Source organism: Shinella curvata (genome assembly GCF_022899935.1).
Classification (GTDB): domain Bacteria; phylum Pseudomonadota; class Alphaproteobacteria; order Rhizobiales; family Rhizobiaceae; genus Shinella; species Shinella curvata.
Genome location: NZ_JALJCJ010000006.1, coordinates 284,766 through 303,497, shown reverse-complemented (window position 1 = coordinate 303,497; position 18,732 = coordinate 284,766). Strand labels below are relative to the sequence as shown.

The following is an 18,732-nucleotide window of genomic DNA, read 5'->3' as shown; positions in this document are numbered from 1 at the left end:
TTAATTCGCATGTTAAGTAATCTGTCTGTGCCGCCGGAGGGGTGGGCAGGCGGAGTGGGCTTGATGCCGGGAGAACCGAATGGATGTCCCGGCATGGCCTGCCAGCAACAAGGAGGAATGGTTGATGAGCCTGAGCGCCCGTCCGCCGAAGATTGTGGTGATCGGTACCGGCGACACCAAGAGCGAGGAATTGCTGTTCATGGCCGAGATTATCGGCACGGCCGGCGGCGTTCCCGTCATGGTCGATGTCAGCGTGCTCGGCGAGCCGCCCTATGTGCCCGGTCATTCCAAGCATGATATCGCCAGGGCCGCGGGCACGAGCATTCAGAATATCATCGACAGCGGCGACGAAAACACTGCCATGTCCCTGATGGCGAAGGGCGCTGCCGCGCTGGTGCGCGAGCTTTCGGAGGCCGGCGAGGTCGACGGCATGATCGCGCTCGGCGGTTCGCTCGGCACGGATCTCGCGCTTGATGTCGCCGCCGTGCTGCCGCTCGGCGTGCCGAAATTCATCGTCTCCACCATCGCCTATTCCCATCTCCTGCCGCCGGAGCGCATCGCGCCCGACCTGATGATGATCCTGTGGGCCGGCGGGCTCTACGGGCTGAACCCGATCTGCCGGGCGGTGCTGTCGCAGGCCTGCGGTGCGGTCGTCGGCGCGGCGAAGGCGGCCGAACGGCCGGACCGCGCGCGCCCGCTGATCGGCATGACCTCGCTTGGGTCCTCCTGCCTCAAATATATGAAATTCCTGAAGCCCGAGCTGGAAAAGCGCGGTTATGACGTCGCTGTCTTCCACTCAACCGGCATGGGTGGCCGCGCCTATGAGGCCGTGGCCGCGGACCGGGGCTTTGCCGCCGTCTTCGATTTCTGCATCCAGGAAGTCACCAATGCGGAAAACGGCTCCGTCGTCACGTCAGGTCCCGACCGCCTGGAAAATGCCGGCCGCGCCGGTATCCCGCAGATCGTCGCGCCCGGTGCGGTCGATATGGTGGACATGCCCGCCTGGCAGGACACGCCAGCGCGCTTCGCCGGTCGTCCGTTCCATGCTCACAACCGGCTGATCGCTTCCGTCACCGTCTCGCCGGAGCAGCGCCGCGATGTCGCCCGCGTGGTTGCCGGCAAGATGGCCGGCGCCGTGGCCCCGGTCGCCTTCCTCCTGCCAATGCAAGGCATTCAGGAATGGGACCAGGAGGGTGAGCCGCTGCACGAGCCCGCCGCCCTCGAAGCCTTCCTCGACGCTATGCGCAAGGCCATGCCGGCAAGCGTCACCTTCGAGGAAGTGGATGCGCATATTAACGCCCCGGATTTTGCGGTGAAGGCTTTGGAAGTCTTCGACCGCTGGGTCGCAGAGGGCATCATCGTAAAAGGCCGGAACGCATCATGACCAAGGCATTGATCCTCGATTTCGGTGGCGTGGTCACCCGCACTCTGTTCGAGACGCATGACATCACCGAACGCGCGCTTGGCCTGCCTGCCGGCACCCTGACCTGGCGTGGTCCGTTCGATCCCTCGACCGACCCGCTCTGGGTGTCGATGCAGGCACGTGAGATCACCGAGCGCGACTACTGGATGACCCGCACCCGTGAGGTTGGCGCGATGCTCGGTGAAGACTGGGCGGATATGAAGACCTTCGTTCAGCGCGCCCGCGGCGCGGATGCCGAACTGGTGCTGCGTCCTGAAGCGCGCGACGCGATCCTGAAGGCGAAGGAGGCCGGGTTGAAGCTTGCCATCCTCTCCAACGAACTGGACCTGTTCTATGGCGTCGAGTTTCGCAAGCGCTTCCCGCTGATCGAGCTTTTCGACGTCATTGTCGACGCCACCTATACGAAGATCCTGAAGCCCGATCCGCGGGCCTATGAACAGGTGATCGCCGAGGTCGGCATCGACCGCGCCGACTGCGTGTTCGTCGATGACCAGTTGAAGAACATCGAGGGTGCGGCCGCCGTGAACCTCCCCTATGTGCATTTCGACGTGCTCCAGCCCGCGCAATCCTATGCGCAGGCGCTGACAATGCTTGGACTCTGAAAGGATATCCCCATGCGCGATTCCAATTTCCTGATCGAAAACAACGCCCGCCATCTCTGGCACCCGATGGCGCACCCTGCCGAAATGCAGGCCAAGCCGCCGCGCATCATCAATGGCGGCGCGGGCGTCGAGGTGGTGGATATCCACGGCAAGACGGTGTTGGATGCCGTCGGCGGCCTGTGGAACGTCAATCTCGGCTATTCCTGCGAGCCGGTGAAGCAGGCGATCCGCGACCAGCTCGACGCGCTGCCCTACTATTCCACCTTCCGCGGCACGACCAATTCGCCACTGATCGAACTGTCTTATGAGCTTGCCGAGTTCTTCAAGGAAGACGGGCTGACGCGGTCCTTCTTCACCTCGGGTGGTTCGGATTCGGTGGAGACGGCGCTCAGGCTCGCCCGCCAGTACCACAAGATCAACGGCCAGCCGGAGCGCACGAAATTCGTCGCGCTGAAGAAGGGCTATCACGGCACGCATTTCGGCGGCGCCTCGGTCAACGGCAACGCCAATTTCCGCCGCAACTACGAGCCGCTGCTGCCCGGCGTCTTCCACCTTGCCGCACCCTTCCCCTACCGCAATCCCTTCAACACGACCGATCCGGCCGAAATCGCGCAGGCGATTGCCCGCCAGTTTGAGGATGAGGTGGCTTTCCAGGGCGCCGATACCATCGCCGCCTTTATCATGGAGCCGGTTCTGGGTGCCGGCGGCGTTATCGTGCCGCACGAGACCTTCATGCCGCTGATGCGCGCCATCTGCGACAAGCACGGCATTCTGCTGATCGCCGACGAGGTCATCACCGCCTTCGGCCGCACCGGCGCCTGGACCGGCTCGCGCGGGTGGGGCGTCAAGCCCGACATGATGACGACCGCCAAGGCTATCACCAACGGCTACTTCCCCTTCGGCGCCGTGATGATTTCCGACAAGGTCGCCACCGCCTTCGAAAGCAACAAGGACTCGTTTGGCGCTATCGGCCACGGCTATACCTATTCCGGCCACCCGGTCGGTGCCGCCGCCGCTCTTGCGACGCTGAAGGAAACCGCCAGGGTCAACACGGCCGCCAACGCCGCCGCCCGCGGCGTCGAGCTGATGGCCGGCCTCGAAGGCCTGAAGGCAAAGCATGAACTGGTCGGTGACATCAGAGGCCGCGGCCTGATGGCGGCGCTGGAGCTCGTTTCGGATCGCGCCAAGAAGAGCGGCGCGGCCAAGGACGTGGTGCAGAAGGTCTATGACACGGCCTATGAGGCCGGTGTCATGGTTCGCACCTCGGGGTCCAACGTCATCATCTCGCCGCCGCTCATCATCACCGCCGCTGACGTCCAGAAGATCGTCTCGGCGCTGGACGAAGGCCTTAGTGCTGCGGAAGGCAAATAAGATGGCGGGCGAGGAAGCTCTGCGCGCGCGGCGCGAAAAACTGCTCGGCCGCAACATGTCGCTCTTCTACGAGGATCCGGTCCATCTGGTGAAGGGCGAGGGTGTCTGGCTGTGGGATGCGGACGGGAAAAAGTATCTCGACTGCTACAACAACGTGCCGCATGTCGGCCATTGTCATCCGCGCGTGGTGGAGGCGATCTGCCGGCAGGCCTCGACGCTGAACACCCATACCCGCTACCTGCACGAGGGCATTCTCGACTATGTCGAGCGCCTGACCGCGACCTTCGACGAGAGCCTCGATACCGCGATCCTCACCTGCACCGGCAGCGAGGCGAACGATGTCGCGCTGCGCATGGCGCAGGCCGTGACCGGCAAGACGGGCGTCATCGCCACCGACTTCACCTATCACGGCAACACGACCGCGGTGTCGCAGCTTTCAACGCGTATGCCGCCGGTCGGCGGTTACGGTGGCCATGTCCGCCACGTGCCGGCGCCCGATGCCTATCGTCCGCTCGGCGGCGAGGGCGGGGCTGCGTTCGCAGCGGCCTGGGCGGCGAAGGTGGAGGAGGCCATCGCCTCCCTGCAGGAGAGCCCCTTCGGCTTTTCCGCGCTGATCATCGATCCGTTCTTTGCCAATGAAGGCTTTCCCGACCTGCCCGAAAACTTCCTTGTGCCAGCCGTGGCGGCGGTGCGCAGGGCCGGCGGCCTCGTCATCTGCGACGAGGTGCAGCCCGGTTTCGGCCGCACCGGCACCCATATGTGGGGCCATCAGAAGGCAGGCATCGCTCCCGATGTCGTCACGCTCGGTAAGCCGATGGGTAATGGCCATCCGGTCGGCGGGGTCGTTGCGAATTCCGAGACCTTGAATGCCTTCCGTAAGGCGTTTCGCTATTTCAACACCTTCGGCGGCAACCCGGTTTCCTGCGCGGCGGCCTTGGCCGTTCTCGATGTGCTGGAAGACGAGAAGCTTCAGGCCAATGCGCTCGACGTCGGTGCCTATGCGCGACAGGGCCTGCAAAATCTCGCGGAAAAGCATGCGCTGATCGGAAATGTGCGCGGCTCCGGCCTGTTTTTCGGCGCCGAGCTGGTGCTCGACCGGGCGGAGAAGACGCCGGCCTCCGATATAGCCACCCGTGTCATCAACGGCATGCGCGAGCGCGGCGTGCTGATGGGCAAGCTCGGCATTCACCAGAATGCTACGAAGATCCGCCCGCCCATGCCCTTCTCGAAGGACAATGCCGACCTGATGCTGTCGACACTCGACGACGTGCTGGGCGGGCTCTGAACCGATGAGCGGCATGGAGGAGATGCTGACGCAACGGGCGATCGCCGCTCTTGCCCATTGGGATCTGCCGGAGCAGGTGCCGGAACTGATCAAATACCGCGAAAACGCGGTCTTCAAGGTGAGGCTCGCCTGGGGCGATCCGGCGGCCCTTCGTCTGCATCGCCCGGCCTACCATTCCCAGGCGGCGCTTGCCTCGGAGCTCGCCTTCATGGCGAACCTGCGCGACCGGGGCCTCGCTGTACCGCAGCCGATCCCGGCTGCGAACGGCGCCCTGCTCGTCGCCTTCGGAGACGGACCCTATTACGCCGACCTCATCGGTTGGATCGATGGCGAACCGTTGGGTGAAACCGGTGTTCCCCTGGTACAGGAAGGCCGCGATCTCCAGGCGATCTTCCGCTCCATCGGCCGGGAACTCGCGCTACTGCATGGTGCGGCCGATGCCTTCCGCCAACCGGTGGGCTTCGAGCGCCCGGCCTGGGATGCCGACGGTCTGCTCGGAGAAACACCGTTCTGGGGGCGGTTCTGGGATTGCGCGGTGCTGTCTGACGAGGATCGAACCTATCTGACGGCCCTGCGCGCAACGCTGATCGCACGTCTCGCAGCCATCGCTCCCGCTCTCGACTACGGCCTGATCCATGCCGATATCGTGCGCGAAAACATCTTCGTGCGCAAAGGCGCCGTCGCCTTCATCGATTTCGACGATTGCGGCTTCGGCTTTCGCCTGTTCGATCTGGCGACGGCGCTGCTGCGCAACCGGCGCGAACCATCCTATCCGGCACTGCGGGAGGCACTGCTTGAAGGCTATGCTGCCATCCGGCCGCAAGCTGAGGCGGATTTCACGCATTTGCCGCTTTTCCTGCTCCTGCGCGGGCTCACCTATATCGGCTGGGCGGCGGCCCGACCGGACCTTGCCGACAACGCCGCTCGCCTGAAACGCTACGTCGCCGATGTGCGCTCTCTTGCGGCTGATATGGAGGTCTGAAAACGGCCGGAAACGTTGATTTCGCAACCTTCCGTGGCGCCGGCCTCAGCCGCCTTGCGTCAGGCAATCTGTTTTGCGAAATCGGTGCGGCTTTTCCGGAGCGAAAAATCCGACGTAGCGTTATGCGACATCCCTCAGGCCGGGAACCGCCGCGGGAACACTTCTGGGAACCTGTTGCAGCACCTCAAGCGCCAGCACGCGGGCATTTTCCTGCGCCTTGTCGAGATTGCTGACGCGCTTGGCATCCATCGAATAGAGCGTGCCGCCGCAGCCGAAGATGTCGCGGAAGGCGGAGCGTTCGATGATCGGGGTCTCCAGGAGATGCACGCGACGGGCGGCGAGCAGGTCCTTTACGGCATTCATCGCGCGGGTCGTCACCATGGAATTGACGCGGGTGAGCACGACGGAATGGCGGATGCGGATATCGGCCTTGTCCTCCAGATATTGCAGGAGCTCGATGACATTGGCGCCGCCCTGGGCATCCATGGCCGAGCCCTGTACGGGGATCAACACATAGTCGGCATGGCCGACCGCCTTGGCGAGCAGGGAACTGCGCGAACCCGGCAGGTCGATCAGCACGAAATCGGCGCGGGCCTTTTCCTCGGCGAGCTGCCGGTCGATCGTGCTCATCGTGACATAGGGAACGACATTCAGGCGTCTGCCGAGCGCGCCCTCGGAATTCTCGTACCAGCGGGTGATCCAGTGCTGCGGGTCCGCATCGAGCACCGAGACGCGAAAGCCGAGACGGGCAAGCTCGGTTGCAAGCAAAAGCACCGCGGTCGTCTTGCCGGCGCCGCCCTTGGTGTTGGCGAAGGTGATGACGGGCATGGGCCTCTCCGGATCGGTTCGTGAGCCAGTCATCGCTCGAACAAACACCCTGCATGGTGTCTCTTCACTGTTGCCAATTATGGTTAACGGCCGGTGAAAATCCGAAAAATTCGGACCAAAAGCGCAGGATCATTTTTCGCGTGGAATCGCATGAAAACAGAGAGATAGCGTACTTCCAACCTTAGCGACGTCGGTCCGCGGCAAGGATTTCGCGGGCGAGCTGGTCGAGTGGCAGGATCCTGTCGACGCCGCCATGCGCGATGGCCTCCTTCGGCATGCCGAAGACGATGGAACTCGCCTCGTCCTGCGCCACCGTATAGGCGCCGGCCTGGTGCATTTCGGCCATGCCGCGCGCACCGTCGTCCCCCATGCCGGTCATGATGACGCCCATGGCGTTGGCGCCAGCAGCGCGGGCTGCGGAGCGGAAGAGCACGTCGACGGACGGCCGGTGGCGGGAAACAAGCGGCCCTTCGCGCACGGCGACATGGTAGCGTGCACCCTGTCGCTCCAGCATCATGTGGCGGTCGCCGGGAGCGATCAGCACATGACCGCGCAGCACCGGGTCGCCATGCGCCGCTTCCTTGACCTCAACCTCGCACAGGCTGTTCAGTCGCTTGGCGAAGGCGGCGGTGAATTTTTCCGGCATGTGCTGGACGATGACGATACCGGGCGAATTGGCCGGCAGCTGCTCCAGGAGAACGCGCAGCGCCTCCGTGCCGCCGGTCGAAGCGCCGATGCAGGCGACCATTTCCGTCGTCTTGGCCATGGCACGGCCGGTCGGCGGGGGCAGCACGGCATCGGCGGTGAGCTTTGCCGTCGGGCCGCTTGCGGCGGTGCTGCGGCGGTTCGTGCCGAGGCGGGCGACGGCCGCCCCCTTGACCGCCTCTCGAATGCGCGTGCCGGACTCGGCGAGATGGTCGGCCGCACCGATCTTCGGCTTCAGAATGATATCGACAGCGCCCGCCTCCAGCGCCTGCATCAGCGTCTCGGAGCCTTCCTCGGTCAGCGAGGAGCACATGACGACGGGAATCGGTCGCTGCGACATGATCTTGCGCAGGAAGGTGATGCCGTCCATGCGTGGCATTTCCACGTCGAGCGTAATCACGTCGGGCAGTTCTTCCTGGATCTTCTTGGCCGCCATGAAGGGGTCGGAGGCCGCCCCCATTACCTCGATCTCGGGGTCCTCTTCCAGCACATGGGTCAGCGCCTGGCGCACGCTTGCGGAATCGTCGATGATGAGAACGCGGATTTTGCGGCCGGGAAGGGGCATCAGATCTTCTTGAAAACCGTGTTGGCGACCTGGCGCACCGGCAGGGAAATGCCGGTGACCGTTTCGGAATGACCCACATAGAGATAGCCGCCGGGGATGAGGCAGTCGCAAAGCCGTGACAGCACCTTGGCCTGTGTCGGCTTGTCGAAATAGATCAGCACGTTGCGGCAGAAGATCATGTGCATCGGCTCGCCCACCTTGTAGGCGCTGTCCATGAGGTTCAGGCGGGCAAAGCCGACGGTCGCGCGCAGGCTCGGGTGAATTCGCACTTCACCGCGGGCGGCATCGCGCGAAACCATCACATAGCGGCGTTGCATGTCGGTCGACACGGGGTGAATCATGTCGCGTGGATAGACACCGCGGCGAGCGGCCTGCAGCACGTCGGTCGAAAGGTCGGTTGCGAGAATGCGGTAGTCGATACCCGGCGTGCTGTCGGCGAAATCCTGCAGCACCATGGCCATCGTATAAGGCTCGGCGCCGATGGAGCAGGCGGCACTCCACAGGCGCAGCCGCTTGTGCCCGGCGGCGGCGAGTTCCGGCAGGCCCGTGCGCTCCATGAACTCGAAATGTTTCGGCTCGCGGAAGAAGTCCGTCTTGTTGGTCGTCACGGCGTCGATCAGGAAGATCGCTTCCTTCTCGATGCCGCCATGTTTGAAGAGATAGTCGCAATAGGCATTGAAATTGGGGATGCCGGTCGCCCTGAGGCGTCGCCGCAGGCGGCCTTCCAACATCGTTAGCTTCGTGATCGGCATCTTGATGCCGCTGTAGTCGTAGATGTAGCGCGACAGGGCTTCGAAATTCCGGCTGCTCAAGCCGTCTTCGCCCGCCTGCGCCCGCATTGCTGCTCCCACGCCCGTTCTCCTGAGTTATGCTGTGGCGGCGAGCCGGTTTGCCGATCCCATCATCGCGACCTCCGCACCCGAAAAGAGGCGGGCGAGGTCGACGATGACGACGAAACCGCCGTTGCGGCGCACCACGCCGGCGATGTAGTCGGAGGGCCAGCGCACGCCGATATCAGGTGCGCCCTCGATCTCTTCGTTTCGGAAGGGAATGACCTCGTAGACACGATCGGCGACAAGGCCGAGCGTCAGGGTCTTCTCGCCGATGGGCACATCGAGCACCAAAGCCCGCGTGTGCGGCGTCTTCTCCGTCTTCGTCATGCCGAGACGAAGACGCAGATCGATGACCGGCACGCCCTGGCCGCGCACGTCCCTGAGACCGAGCAGATAATCCGGCCCATGCGGGATCCTGAAGGCATCCTCATGGTCGAGGATTTCGCGGACCACCGAGACGGGGACCGCAAAGACCTCGTTGTCGAGGGAGAAGGTGACGTACTGGGATTCGGAGGACGTGCCGGCCATGATCAGGCGCTTTCCCGGAAGTCAGCGTCGTCGGCATCCGGGCCGCCCATCGACATGTCGAGGGCAAAACCGCGGGCGCGAGCCTGCTGGGCGTTGACGCTGTTGTCGTTCTTGCGAACCGGTGCAGCGGCGGGCTTGGTTGCGGGACGTGCGGCAACGGGTGCCGGACGGCGCTGGGCCGACGGTGCGGCGCTGGAAGCGCGATCGACACGGAAGAAGGCAATGGAGGTCTGCAGCTCTTCTGCCTGGGCTGCCAGCTCCTCCGAGGTTCCCGACATCTCTTCGGATGCCCCGGCATTCTGCTGGGTCACCTTGTCGAGCTGCTGGATCGCCTCGTTGATCTGGGATGCACCAATATCCTGCTCGCGGCAGGCTGCCGAGATTTCCGAGATCAGTTCGGCGGTCTTGCGGATGTCGGGCACCAGACGGGTCAGCATGTCGCCGGCTTCGGTGGCGACGGAGACCGTCTGGCCCGAGAGCGTGCTGATCTCGGCGGCAGCAGCCTGGCTGCGCTCGGCGAGCTTGCGCACCTCCGAGGCGACGACGGCAAAGCCCTTGCCGTGTTCACCGGCACGTGCCGCTTCGACGGCGGCATTGAGTGCAAGCAGGTCGGTCTGGCGGGCGATTTCCTGAACGATGGAAATCTTCTCCGCGATGGTGCGCATGGCGCCGACGGCCCGGCCGACGGCCTCGCCGGAGGCTTCGGCATCCTTGGCGGACTGGCGGGCGATCTTCTCGGTCTGGGCGGCGTTGTCGGCGTTCTGCTTGATGTTGGCGGCCATTTCCTCCATCGATGCGGAAGCTTCTTCGGCCGAGGATGCTTGCTCGGTCGCGCCCTGCGAGAGCTGCTCGGAACTGGCCGACAGCTCCTGGCTGCCCGACGAGACGTTGTTGGCTGCCGACAGCGCGTCGGCGACCACGCCGCGCAGGCGCTCCACCATGCTTTGCAAGGACACGCCGAGCGTATCCTTTTCGGAAAGCGGCTTCGGCGTCACCGTGAGGTCGCCATTGGCGATCTGATCGGCGATGGTCGCGGTGTTGCGCAGGTTGCCGGTCATGACATTGATCGTATCGACCAGATCCTTGATCTCGTCATTCGTTCTGATCTCGACAGTCTGGTCGAGATCACCGACGGCGACAGCTTCCGCGACCGTCCTGATCTTGCGCAGGCCGGCGTTGATGCCGAGCGCAATCCACAGGGCCGCGCCGGTGGAAAGCAGGAAGGCGGCGAGCGCGAGGCCGACGAGCGTGTAAAAAGCAATCTCGTAGCCTGCGTCGGCGACCGTATCGGACTCCTTGATGGCCGCTTCGGTCAGCGTCGAAAGCGCCGCCGTCATCCCATCGAGCTTGTCTGCGGCCGCGCCGCCTTCCGTCTGGTTGACTTCAAGGGCGAGGTCGCGCTGACCGGAGGCGACGAGCGAGATGATGCGGTCGTTGATTGCCGTGTAGTCGTCCCAGAAGTCGCGGATTTCCTGCCACTTGGCCGTGAACTCGCCGGTTGCATCGGCTTGGCCTTCGTTCAGCGCCTTTTCAAACGCTTCTCGTTCGGCGGTGATCGTGGCCTTGGCCCTGTTTGCGCGCTCGGGCGTGGTAGCCATCAGCAGGTCGCCTTCCGCCAGGCCGAGCCCGTCGAAGGCGCCCGCAAGATCGTTGGCGTAGTCGTCCTGCTGGATCGGGCCTTCGATGAGATCGTTGCGCAGCGTGTTCATTTCGCTGAGGCTGCGGATGCCGATGCCGGCCGAAACGCAAAGCAGGGTGATCAGGAAGCCGAAGGCGAGGCCCAGCTTCAGCTTGATGGTAAGGCGCATCACGGATTCTCCTTGTCGCAGATGCCTGTTGGGCGGAGCGGCCGCGATTGCGGCGCTGCCATGCGAGAAGACCGATACACTCACCCTTCCGCGGACTGTCGATGCAGCCCTTTCTACCGCCGCCTACATGCGCCGGATCCGTTTGCACGGCGCGCCGCTGGCGGCGCGCCGTCATCGTCGAATGCGTTCAGGCGCTTTCGCGGAAGTCCGCGTCGTCCGAGTCCGGGCCGCCCATCGACATGTCGAGGGCAAAGCCATTGCCGCGGGTAACCTTGGCGGTTGTCGGGGCAGCGCGATGGCCGGTGCTGGCGGCCGGACGCTTGGCGGCAGGGGCAGCCATCTTCGCGGCTGTCGCCCGCAGCTTCTCGGCGTGGTTCGTTTGCTTGCGGCCGGCATTGTCGACGCGGAAGAAGGCAATCGAAGCCTGCAGCTCTTCGGCCTGGGCTGCCAGTTCCTCCGAGGTTCCCGACATCTCTTCCGATGCCCCGGCATTCTGCTGGGTCACTTTGTCGAGCTGCTGGATCGCCTCGTTGATCTGGGATGCACCAATATCCTGCTCACGGCAGGCCGCCGAGATTTCCGAGATCAGTTCGGCGGTCTTGCGGATGTCGGGCACCAGACGGGTCAGCATGTCGCCGGCTTCGGTGGCGACGGAGACCGTCTGGCCCGACAGCGTGCTGATCTCGGCGGCCGCAGCCTGGCTGCGCTCGGCGAGTTTGCGCACCTCCGAGGCGACGACGGCAAAACCTTTGCCGTGTTCACCGGCGCGGGCCGCTTCGACGGCGGCGTTCAGGGCGAGCAGGTCGGTCTGGCGGGCGATCTCCTGAACGATGGAAATCTTCTCCGCGATGGTGCGCATGGCACCGACGGCCCGGCCGACGGCCTCGCCGGAGGCTTCGGCATCCTTGGCGGACTGGCGGGCGATCTTCTCGGTCTGGGCAGCGTTGTCGGCGTTCTGCTTGATGTTGGCGGCCATCTCTTCCATCGAGGCGGAAGCTTCTTCGGCCGAAGATGCCTGCTCGGTGGCGCCTTGCGAAAGCTGCTCGGAGCTGGCCGACAGCTCCTGGCTGCCCGAGGAGACGTTGTCGGAGGCCGACAGAGCGTCGGCGACCACGCCGCGCAGGCGCTCGATCATCGTGTTGACGTGCCCGAGCATGTCGCCGATCTCGTCCTTCGTGGTGATCTCCGCAAAACGGGTGAGGTCGCCGTCCGCCACGCCCTGTACCGCGGTCGCTGCACGGTTGAGGCCACGGTTGATCGACAGGACGATCCAGAGGGCGGCCATGGCGGCAACCAGGACCGCAAGCGCGGCGGCGGCCACCATGATCGTCCGGGTGCTTTCGTACTGCGCCTGAGCGTTTTCTTCCGCTTCGCCGAGGCGGCCCTCTTCAAGCTTGACGACGTCGGCGAGCAGCGTATCGATCTCGTTGGTCACCGCGCGGGCGTCGGTGGTCGAAATGCGGGTTGCCCCGGCCATGTCGCCGGCCAGCGCCAGCGCGCGGATGCGGTCGTCGTCGCGGCGGAAGTCTGTGGTGAAGGAGGAGAGCTTGCTCCACATCACCTTGCCCTGTTCGGTCGCCTTGGCGAGGACCTCTTCGAACGTCGCATCGAACGCCTTGCGCGCCTCGTCGCTCAGGCCGATGTAGCGGTTGGTCTCGGTGGCATTTGCAGAGAGCAGCATGTTCTTCTGCTGCCGGATCTGCTGGAGCTGGAGGCTGTTCAGCGATTGGGCGAGCTTCAGGCGCTCGGCCGGGCCGTTCAGCACGTCGCCGAGTGTCGTGTTGAGGCCGCCGAGGCTCATGATGCCATAACCGGCGGTGCCGAGAAGCACGGCGATCATGAAGCTGAAGGCCAGGAACAGCTTGAGTTTGATGGTGAGGCGCATGGGTCTCTCCTGAGGGCCTAGTTCGGCGCTTGGGTGGTGCCGGCGCGATCCTTCCGGGAAGAGAAGATCGCATGCAGGTTCGGGACGATGATGAATTCGCCACCCCGTTTGACGAGGCAGTTGATGTAGTCGGCGCGCCAGCGCATGCCGACGCTCGGCGGCGGCTCACTGGCGACCTTGGCAAGGGTCGTGACTTCGTTGACCTTGTCGGTGCGGATGCCGACGAGGGTCGGCTCGTCGTCGAGATCGAGCTCGATGACGATGATGCGGCTGTCGATGGTGGTTTCCGTAGCGTCCATGCCGAAGGCAAGGCGGATATCGGCAAGCGGGATTACCTTGCCGCGGAAGTTGATGACGCTGGAAACGAAGGGCTTGCTGCCGGGAACATGGGTTTCCGGCAAGAGATCGAGGATTTCCTGCACGACGATCGCCTCGATGGCGAAGGTCTCGCCATTGAGGTTGAAGGTGAGGACGGACAGGTCCTCCTCATTGCCCCAGATGGTGCCGTAGTCGAGTTTCCGTGCCGCTTCGCTCATCCTGCCGCCCGCATCTGCGCCTCCTGGTGCTGTCCGGCCGCGACGAGATGGGTGACGTCGAGGATCAGCGCGACGCTGCCGTCTCCCAGAATGGTTGCGCCCGAGAAGGTCGCGACGTCATGGTGCAGCTTGGACATGGATTTGATGACTGTCTGGTGGTCGCCGATGATCTGGTCGACGACGAGGCCGACGCGCTCGGAGCCGGTCGAGATGACGACGACCTTCTGGTGCTGGTCCGGCTGGGTGCCGGTGCGGAAGAGTTCACGCAGCCGCAGGAACGGCACGAGGCTGTCGCGCAGCGAGATGAAGGAGCGCCCCCGCGAGCGCAGGTCGTCTTCGAGCGACAGTTCCAGGCATTCCTCGACAGCCGAAAGCGGGATGACGTAGCAGCCGCCGCCGACACGTACGAGCAGGCCGTCGATGATGGCGAGCGTCAGCGGAATGCGTAGCGACACTTCGGAGCCGTCGCCGGGCTTGCTGACGATGTCGATGGCACCGCGCAGGGCTTCGACGGTCTTCTTCACCACATCCATGCCGACACCGCGGCCGGAGAGATTGGTGACGGCCTGGGCGGTCGAGAAACCCGGCTGGAAGATGAGCTGCAACAGTTCCGGATCGGACAGCGTCTGGCCCGGCTGGATGAGGCCGGAGGATTCCGCCTTGGCGCGCACGCGATCACGGTTGATGCCGCGACCGTCGTCCTTGATAGTGATGATGACCTCGCCGCCCGTCTGGTGCGCGGAGAGAATGACCTTGCCCTTGGGATCCTTGCCGGCGGCAATGCGTTCCTCGGGTTTTTCCAGCCCATGGTCGATGGAATTGCGCACGAGATGGACGAGCGGATCGGCGAGACGATCGATGACTGTCTTGTCGACCTCGGTGCTTTCGCCCTCGGTGATGAGTTCGATTTCCTTGCCGGTCTCGCGCGACAGGTCATGCACGAGGCGGCGGAAGCGGCTGAAGAGGCTGGCGACCGGCATCATGCGCAGCACCATCATCGTGTCGCGCAGTTCGCCGGACAGGCGCTCGATTTCCTCGGAGACGGAGCGAAGACCGAGATCGGCCGCGGCGCCCGCAAGCTGGGTGAGGCGGGATTGCGCGATGACCAGCTCGCCGACGCGGTCCATCATCTCGTCGAGACGTTCGGCGGGCACGCGGACGTTTTCGGCGGATTTCGCCTGCTTGGAATCGTTGGCGGCCTGAATAGCGGGGGCTTCGCGTTCCGAAACCACCACGGCCTTCGGCATGGTGGCTGCCGGTGCGGTGGCGACGGGAAGGGCTGCCGGGTGCTCGGCGGTGATCTCCGTGATGTCGAGCGCCATGTCGTCCATGACGAAGATGAAGACATCCTCGATATCGCTGCGCGGCTTTTCCGTCTTGAGGCTGACGTCCCAGGCGAGATGGATGTCGCGCGGCTCGAGCGTGGCGAGATCGGGAACATCAGTGGTGTCGGCGATGATCCTGCATTCGCCGAGGTCGCGCATCTCATCGAGCAGGCCGAGCGGATTGGTGCCGTTCGCCATGGCATTGGCCGGCAGGCTGAAGCGGATGCGCCATTCGCGCATACCGACGGCCGTTTCGACGGCAGGCGCGCTCGTCGCGGCAAGGCTGGCGGCCGGGGCGGGCGAGCCCGCGCCGTTGACGGCGCGGTGCAGGTTGTCGAGCAGGCTGGCGCTCATCGCGTCGTGGTCGCCGTTGGGCGTTTCGAGCAGGGCGCGCATATGGTCCTGCGCGGACAAGACCGCCGAGACCAGTTCGTGCGTCGCCGGCACGTCGCCCTTGCGCACGCGGTCGAAGGCGGTTTCGCAATGGTGCGTGAAGGCGGCCAGCGCCTCGAAGCCGAACATCGCGCCGGAGCCTTTCAGCGTGTGCAGGCCGCGGAAGACGGCATCGATCTGGTCGCGGTCGTCGAGGCTACGCGTCAGGTCGAGAAGGCCGGACTCGATCTGTTCCAGCAGTTCGGCCGCTTCTGTCCGGAAAACTGAGATCGGGTCCGGATTGCTCATTTGCCGAGAACCTTCCTGGCGATCTTGACGAGGCTTTCGGGATCGAACGGCTTGGTGAGCCAGCCCGTGGCGCCGGCGGCCTTGGCCTGTGCCTTGATCTCGCCGTCGGATTCGGTGGTGAGGAAGATGACCGGCACGCCGGTATGTGCGGGCAGCTTGCGCAGCTCGCGGATCATCGTCAGGCCGTCCATATTCGGCATGTTCAGGTCGGTGATCACGAGATCGTATTCACCCGCCTGAAGCTTGCTCAGGCCGTCGAGCCCGTCGACCGCCTCGGTCACGGTGTAGCCGGCATTGCTCAGGGTGACGCGTGTCGTCAGCCGGATGCTGGCGGAATCGTCCACGGTCAAGATTTTCGCGGTCATCAATTTTTCTCCTGATGCAACCAGAAATGTGCGGCGTCCGGCGTCATCTCATCGAGAAATCCGCCACGCTTCAGCACGTCGTAAAGGTCTCCTGCCGCGGGGCGGGCAAGTACAAGCCGGGCCGCCTGTGCTTCCGCCTGCTTGCGCGCCGCCGTCACGAGTTGGACGAAGCTGAGATCGACCTGCGCGTCCCCGTCGATGTCAAGTATTGTCGTCGATTTGTTGTTGAGACTGTCCAGGATAAGTTCTCGAACGGCTGATATATTTCTGATGGTAAGCGCAGTTGGTAAGGTTAACGACGCGTCACCGGACATGGTGGAGGACATGTGGATCCCGATAAACGTTTTCTGGGGAATATTCCCCGCGCCAGAATTCCCCGGCAGGCTTAATGAACGGTAAACCACGGTTGCTAAATTCATCCATTGGTGGTTGGCAATGCCAGAATGCATCAGCTTCCCTAACGGTAGGATATTCTATTATCTATATGATATAACTACATTTATATGAGAATTAGGCATTAGTGATATTATTTATAAATCCCTAATTCTAGGGATGCATACATCCACGGGTGGTGCTCAACGAAGCCTCCAGGATTGGGTAATTTACTACATCAGGAAATGCGAATTTACTGCGCGTTACATTGTTCCCCCTACGGTTCGATCAGGGTTTCTTGAAAGTGGGGTATAGCGTGTCAGGAACAGCGAACGCAGTCCGCGTTGAGCGGCAGACGGCCGAGGGGGAGCTCGTTTCGCGTCTCGAAGGGGCTCGTTCGCGTATCGAACAGCGCTTCCTCGATGGCGGGGTGGTGCTGCTCGCGGTACTCGACGTCCTGAACCGTCTGGTTGCATCGCTGGAGAACCTGTCACGCTCTCTCGACGACGAGACCGCCGAGACGACGATCGGCCGACTGGTCGCGACGGTCGATCGGCTGACGGCCCTGCCTGCCATAGAGGATATGCGCCAGCAGCGCCTCGCCAGCGTCGCGGTGACGGAAAAGTCGCTCGGCACCTGTATCGCGGACATGCAGGAGACGTTGCGCTATCTGCGCACCTTTGCGACGACGGCCAAGATCACCGGCGCCGCCATTCCGGATTTTTCCGGCTTCGCGGAGGAGATCCTCGAGCGTATCCAGTTCGGCACGCGCGAAGTCAATGCGCTCGGTGCGAAGATCGGCACGCTTGGCAGCGTGATCGACGCGGCTTCGGCGGGGGGCGGTGAAGCACTGGAGCGCTTCCGCCGCAGCGTGCCCGACATCGCCGGCAATCTCTCGCGCAATGCGCGGGAACTCACCGCCCAACGCAGGCATCTTTCACAGCTCGCCGGCAAGGTCGGCAGTTCTGCGCGCCTGGTGCAGACGAAGGTCGCAACCACGCTCTCCTCGATGCAGATCGGCGATATCACGCGCCAGCGCATCGAACATTGCCAGTCGGCCTTCACGTTTCTGGAAGAGTATCTCGCGACCGCCACGCTGACCGAAGAAGAGGCCGGGCGCCTCACCACGCTCGTGCGGCATCTCGTGCGCGACCAGCTTGTCGAGATCGCCAGCGACTTCGGCCGCGAATGCAAGACCGTCGTCGGTACGATCCGCAGTTTTGGGGCTGATATCGATGGACTGATGGCGCTCTACGGCGACATGGATTCGACAGACGGCCTCTCGGCCGACCGCGCCATGCGCACGCTGGAGGCCGATATCGATGCGGCGCGCGCCGTCGTGCGCGAGATCGAGGAGGCGGCCGGCAAGGCGAATGCGCTGGGTTCGAGCACGGTGGAGACCGTGCAGGAGTTGCTGAAGGGCGTGAAGACAATCCAGCTGGTTCGCACCGACATCCACTACATGGCTCTCAACACCAACCTGCGTTGCAGCAAGCTGGGGGAAGAAGGACGGGCGATCAATGTAGTGACTGCGGAACTGCGCACCTTCTCCGCCCAGCTGGACGAGACGGCCGAACGCATTCTCACCGCATTGCGCTCTCTGGAAGGCGATGCCGGCAAGCTTGGTGAGACGGGCAATACGGCCGGTGACTCGCTCGACGCCCATCTCGAAGAGGTGCTCGGGCATATCCGCCGCGCGGGCGACCGCATGGAGGAGGATATGGCGGCGCTGCGCGATTGCGGCGCCGACGTCTCCGCCAAGGCCGGAAGGACCATTGCCGGCCTCGACTTCAACGCCGAACTCGGCGACGTCCTTGCCGACTGCGCGGCCAGTGCCGGTACCCTCATCGATCATGAGATGCTCGACACGGCCGGCCTCGAAGAGGCGATGTCCGATGTCGGCAACCGTATTGCCCGTGTCTATACCATGGCCTCAGAACGCGAGATCCATATGCGCGTCTTCGGCGGGATGGCCGAGATGCCGGCCGCGCAATCTGCCGCCATGAGTGACGACGATCTCTTCGACGACGCGCTGTTCTGACCGCCGTCGAGTGGGGAGAGCGCTTGCAAGACCCCTCGCGTTTCCGGGTTCAGTCGTCTTCGGCCGTTGATTGCCGATCGGTGAGGTCTCGCCGCAGCAGGCTCATCATGGCCGTGTCCCAACGCGTGCCATCGACAAGTGCGGAGGCTCTGCGCACTCCTTCCAGGACGAAGCCCGATCGTTCGTAGGTCCGTATGGCCGGCGTGTTCCAGGTGTAGACGTTCAGTTCCAGCCGCTCCATCCTCTCGAAATGGAATGCCTTTTCGATCGCAAGGGCAATCAGCGGTGAAGCCAGATGCCGGCCCCTCATGTCGGGTGCGATGGCGACGCGCGAAAGCAGGGCGTTTCCGTTGCGCCAGTCGAAGCCAAGCTGGACATGACCGACGATGGTGCCTTCGCTCTCGGCCATCCAGCACAGTCGCGCCGGGGGATTGGACCTGCTTTCCGCCAGCATGCCTTCCAGTTGATCCCGCGACAGCGGAAACTCCAGAAGCGGTCCGCCCCATTGTACGAGTTCGGTATGGGTCGGGAACCAGTCGAGCAGCAGGTTGAAATGCGCGGGCGTGAAAGGTGTCAGCGTCAGCATGGGATATCCGG

At 63.8% G+C, this 18,732-nt stretch carries 17 protein-coding genes; 6 read left to right on the top strand and 11 right to left on the bottom strand.

Annotated features, from left to right (window positions below; genetic code table 11):
• Positions 1–124 precede the first annotated feature (124 nt).
• The 5 genes from MUU55_RS22245 to MUU55_RS22225 are packed head-to-tail and all read left to right on the top strand — an operon-like array spanning position 125 to position 5,663.
• Entirely contained in the window at positions 125–1,384 is a 1,260-nt protein-coding gene (locus tag MUU55_RS22245) for a Tm-1-like ATP-binding domain-containing protein (RefSeq protein WP_244763140.1), read from the top strand.
• The gene (locus tag MUU55_RS22240; RefSeq protein ID WP_244762963.1) at positions 1,381–2,025 is read left to right on the top strand and encodes an HAD family hydrolase; all 645 of its coding nucleotides are present in this window, start codon (positions 1,381–1,383) and stop codon (positions 2,023–2,025) included. The genes MUU55_RS22245 and MUU55_RS22240 overlap by 4 nt, the downstream gene beginning before the upstream one ends.
• A 12-nt stretch (positions 2,026–2,037) precedes the next feature.
• Positions 2,038–3,396, top strand: coding sequence for an aspartate aminotransferase family protein (locus MUU55_RS22235; RefSeq protein WP_244762962.1), 1,359 nt, complete (start codon positions 2,038–2,040; stop codon positions 3,394–3,396).
• 1 nt (position 3,397) lies between these two features.
• Positions 3,398–4,681 carry an aspartate aminotransferase family protein gene (locus tag MUU55_RS22230; RefSeq protein WP_244762961.1) on the top strand — a complete coding sequence of 428 codons (1,284 nt, stop codon included), beginning with the start codon at positions 3,398–3,400 and terminating at the stop codon, positions 4,679–4,681.
• Between the two features lie 4 nt (positions 4,682–4,685).
• Entirely contained in the window at positions 4,686–5,663 is a 978-nt protein-coding gene (locus tag MUU55_RS22225; RefSeq protein ID WP_244762960.1) for a phosphotransferase enzyme family protein, read from the top strand.
• A gap of 120 nt (positions 5,664–5,783) precedes the next feature.
• Here MUU55_RS22225 and MUU55_RS22220 read toward each other — a convergent pair whose 3' ends face one another.
• The 10 genes from MUU55_RS22220 to MUU55_RS22175 form a co-directional block, all read right to left on the bottom strand.
• Complete coding sequence (locus MUU55_RS22220; RefSeq protein WP_244762959.1) at positions 5,784–6,491, bottom strand: ParA family protein; 708 nt, start codon at positions 6,489–6,491, stop codon at positions 5,784–5,786.
• Positions 6,492–6,672: 181 nt separating this feature from the next.
• Positions 6,673–7,761: a protein-glutamate methylesterase/protein-glutamine glutaminase gene (locus MUU55_RS22215; RefSeq protein ID WP_244762958.1), complete on the bottom strand. Its 1,089-nt coding sequence runs from the start codon at positions 7,759–7,761 to the stop codon at positions 6,673–6,675.
• Entirely contained in the window at positions 7,761–8,600 is an 840-nt protein-coding gene (locus MUU55_RS22210) for a CheR family methyltransferase (RefSeq protein WP_244763139.1), read from the bottom strand. Before MUU55_RS22210 ends, MUU55_RS22215 begins: the two co-directional genes overlap by 1 nt.
• A gap of 27 nt (positions 8,601–8,627) precedes the next feature.
• The gene (locus tag MUU55_RS22205) at positions 8,628–9,122 is read right to left on the bottom strand and encodes a chemotaxis protein CheW (RefSeq protein ID WP_244762957.1); all 495 of its coding nucleotides are present in this window, start codon (positions 9,120–9,122) and stop codon (positions 8,628–8,630) included.
• A 2-nt stretch (positions 9,123–9,124) separates the two neighbouring features.
• On the bottom strand, positions 9,125–10,930 hold the full coding sequence (locus MUU55_RS22200) for a methyl-accepting chemotaxis protein (protein ID WP_244762956.1): 1,806 nt from the start codon (positions 10,928–10,930) through the stop codon (positions 9,125–9,127).
• Positions 10,931–11,117: 187 nt separating this feature from the next.
• Complete coding sequence (locus MUU55_RS22195; protein WP_244762955.1) at positions 11,118–12,815, bottom strand: methyl-accepting chemotaxis protein; 1,698 nt, start codon at positions 12,813–12,815, stop codon at positions 11,118–11,120.
• Between the two features lie 17 nt (positions 12,816–12,832).
• Positions 12,833–13,351 carry a chemotaxis protein CheW gene (locus tag MUU55_RS22190; RefSeq protein WP_244762954.1) on the bottom strand — a complete coding sequence of 173 codons (519 nt, stop codon included), beginning with the start codon at positions 13,349–13,351 and terminating at the stop codon, positions 12,833–12,835.
• Complete coding sequence (locus MUU55_RS22185; RefSeq protein WP_244762953.1) at positions 13,348–15,357, bottom strand: chemotaxis protein CheA; 2,010 nt, start codon at positions 15,355–15,357, stop codon at positions 13,348–13,350. Before MUU55_RS22185 ends, MUU55_RS22190 begins: the two co-directional genes overlap by 4 nt.
• Positions 15,354–15,722 (bottom strand): response regulator, encoded by a 369-nt coding sequence (locus MUU55_RS22180; protein WP_244762952.1) that lies wholly within the window; start codon positions 15,720–15,722, stop codon positions 15,354–15,356. Before MUU55_RS22180 ends, MUU55_RS22185 begins: the two co-directional genes overlap by 4 nt.
• A complete protein-coding gene (locus tag MUU55_RS22175) occupies positions 15,722–16,171 on the bottom strand; it encodes an STAS domain-containing protein (RefSeq protein WP_244762951.1) in 450 nt (149 codons plus the stop codon). The genes MUU55_RS22180 and MUU55_RS22175 overlap by 1 nt, the downstream gene beginning before the upstream one ends.
• Positions 16,172–16,410: 239 nt before the next feature.
• Between MUU55_RS22175 and MUU55_RS29330 the strand changes: the two genes are divergently transcribed.
• Positions 16,411–18,135 carry a type VII secretion target gene (locus MUU55_RS29330; RefSeq protein WP_244762950.1) on the top strand — a complete coding sequence of 575 codons (1,725 nt, stop codon included), beginning with the start codon at positions 16,411–16,413 and terminating at the stop codon, positions 18,133–18,135.
• A 49-nt stretch (positions 18,136–18,184) separates the two neighbouring features.
• On the opposite strand, the gene MUU55_RS22165 is transcribed toward MUU55_RS29330, so the two are convergent.
• The gene (locus tag MUU55_RS22165; RefSeq protein ID WP_244762949.1) at positions 18,185–18,721 is read right to left on the bottom strand and encodes a GNAT family N-acetyltransferase; all 537 of its coding nucleotides are present in this window, start codon (positions 18,719–18,721) and stop codon (positions 18,185–18,187) included.
• Positions 18,722–18,732: the final 11 nt, after the last annotated feature.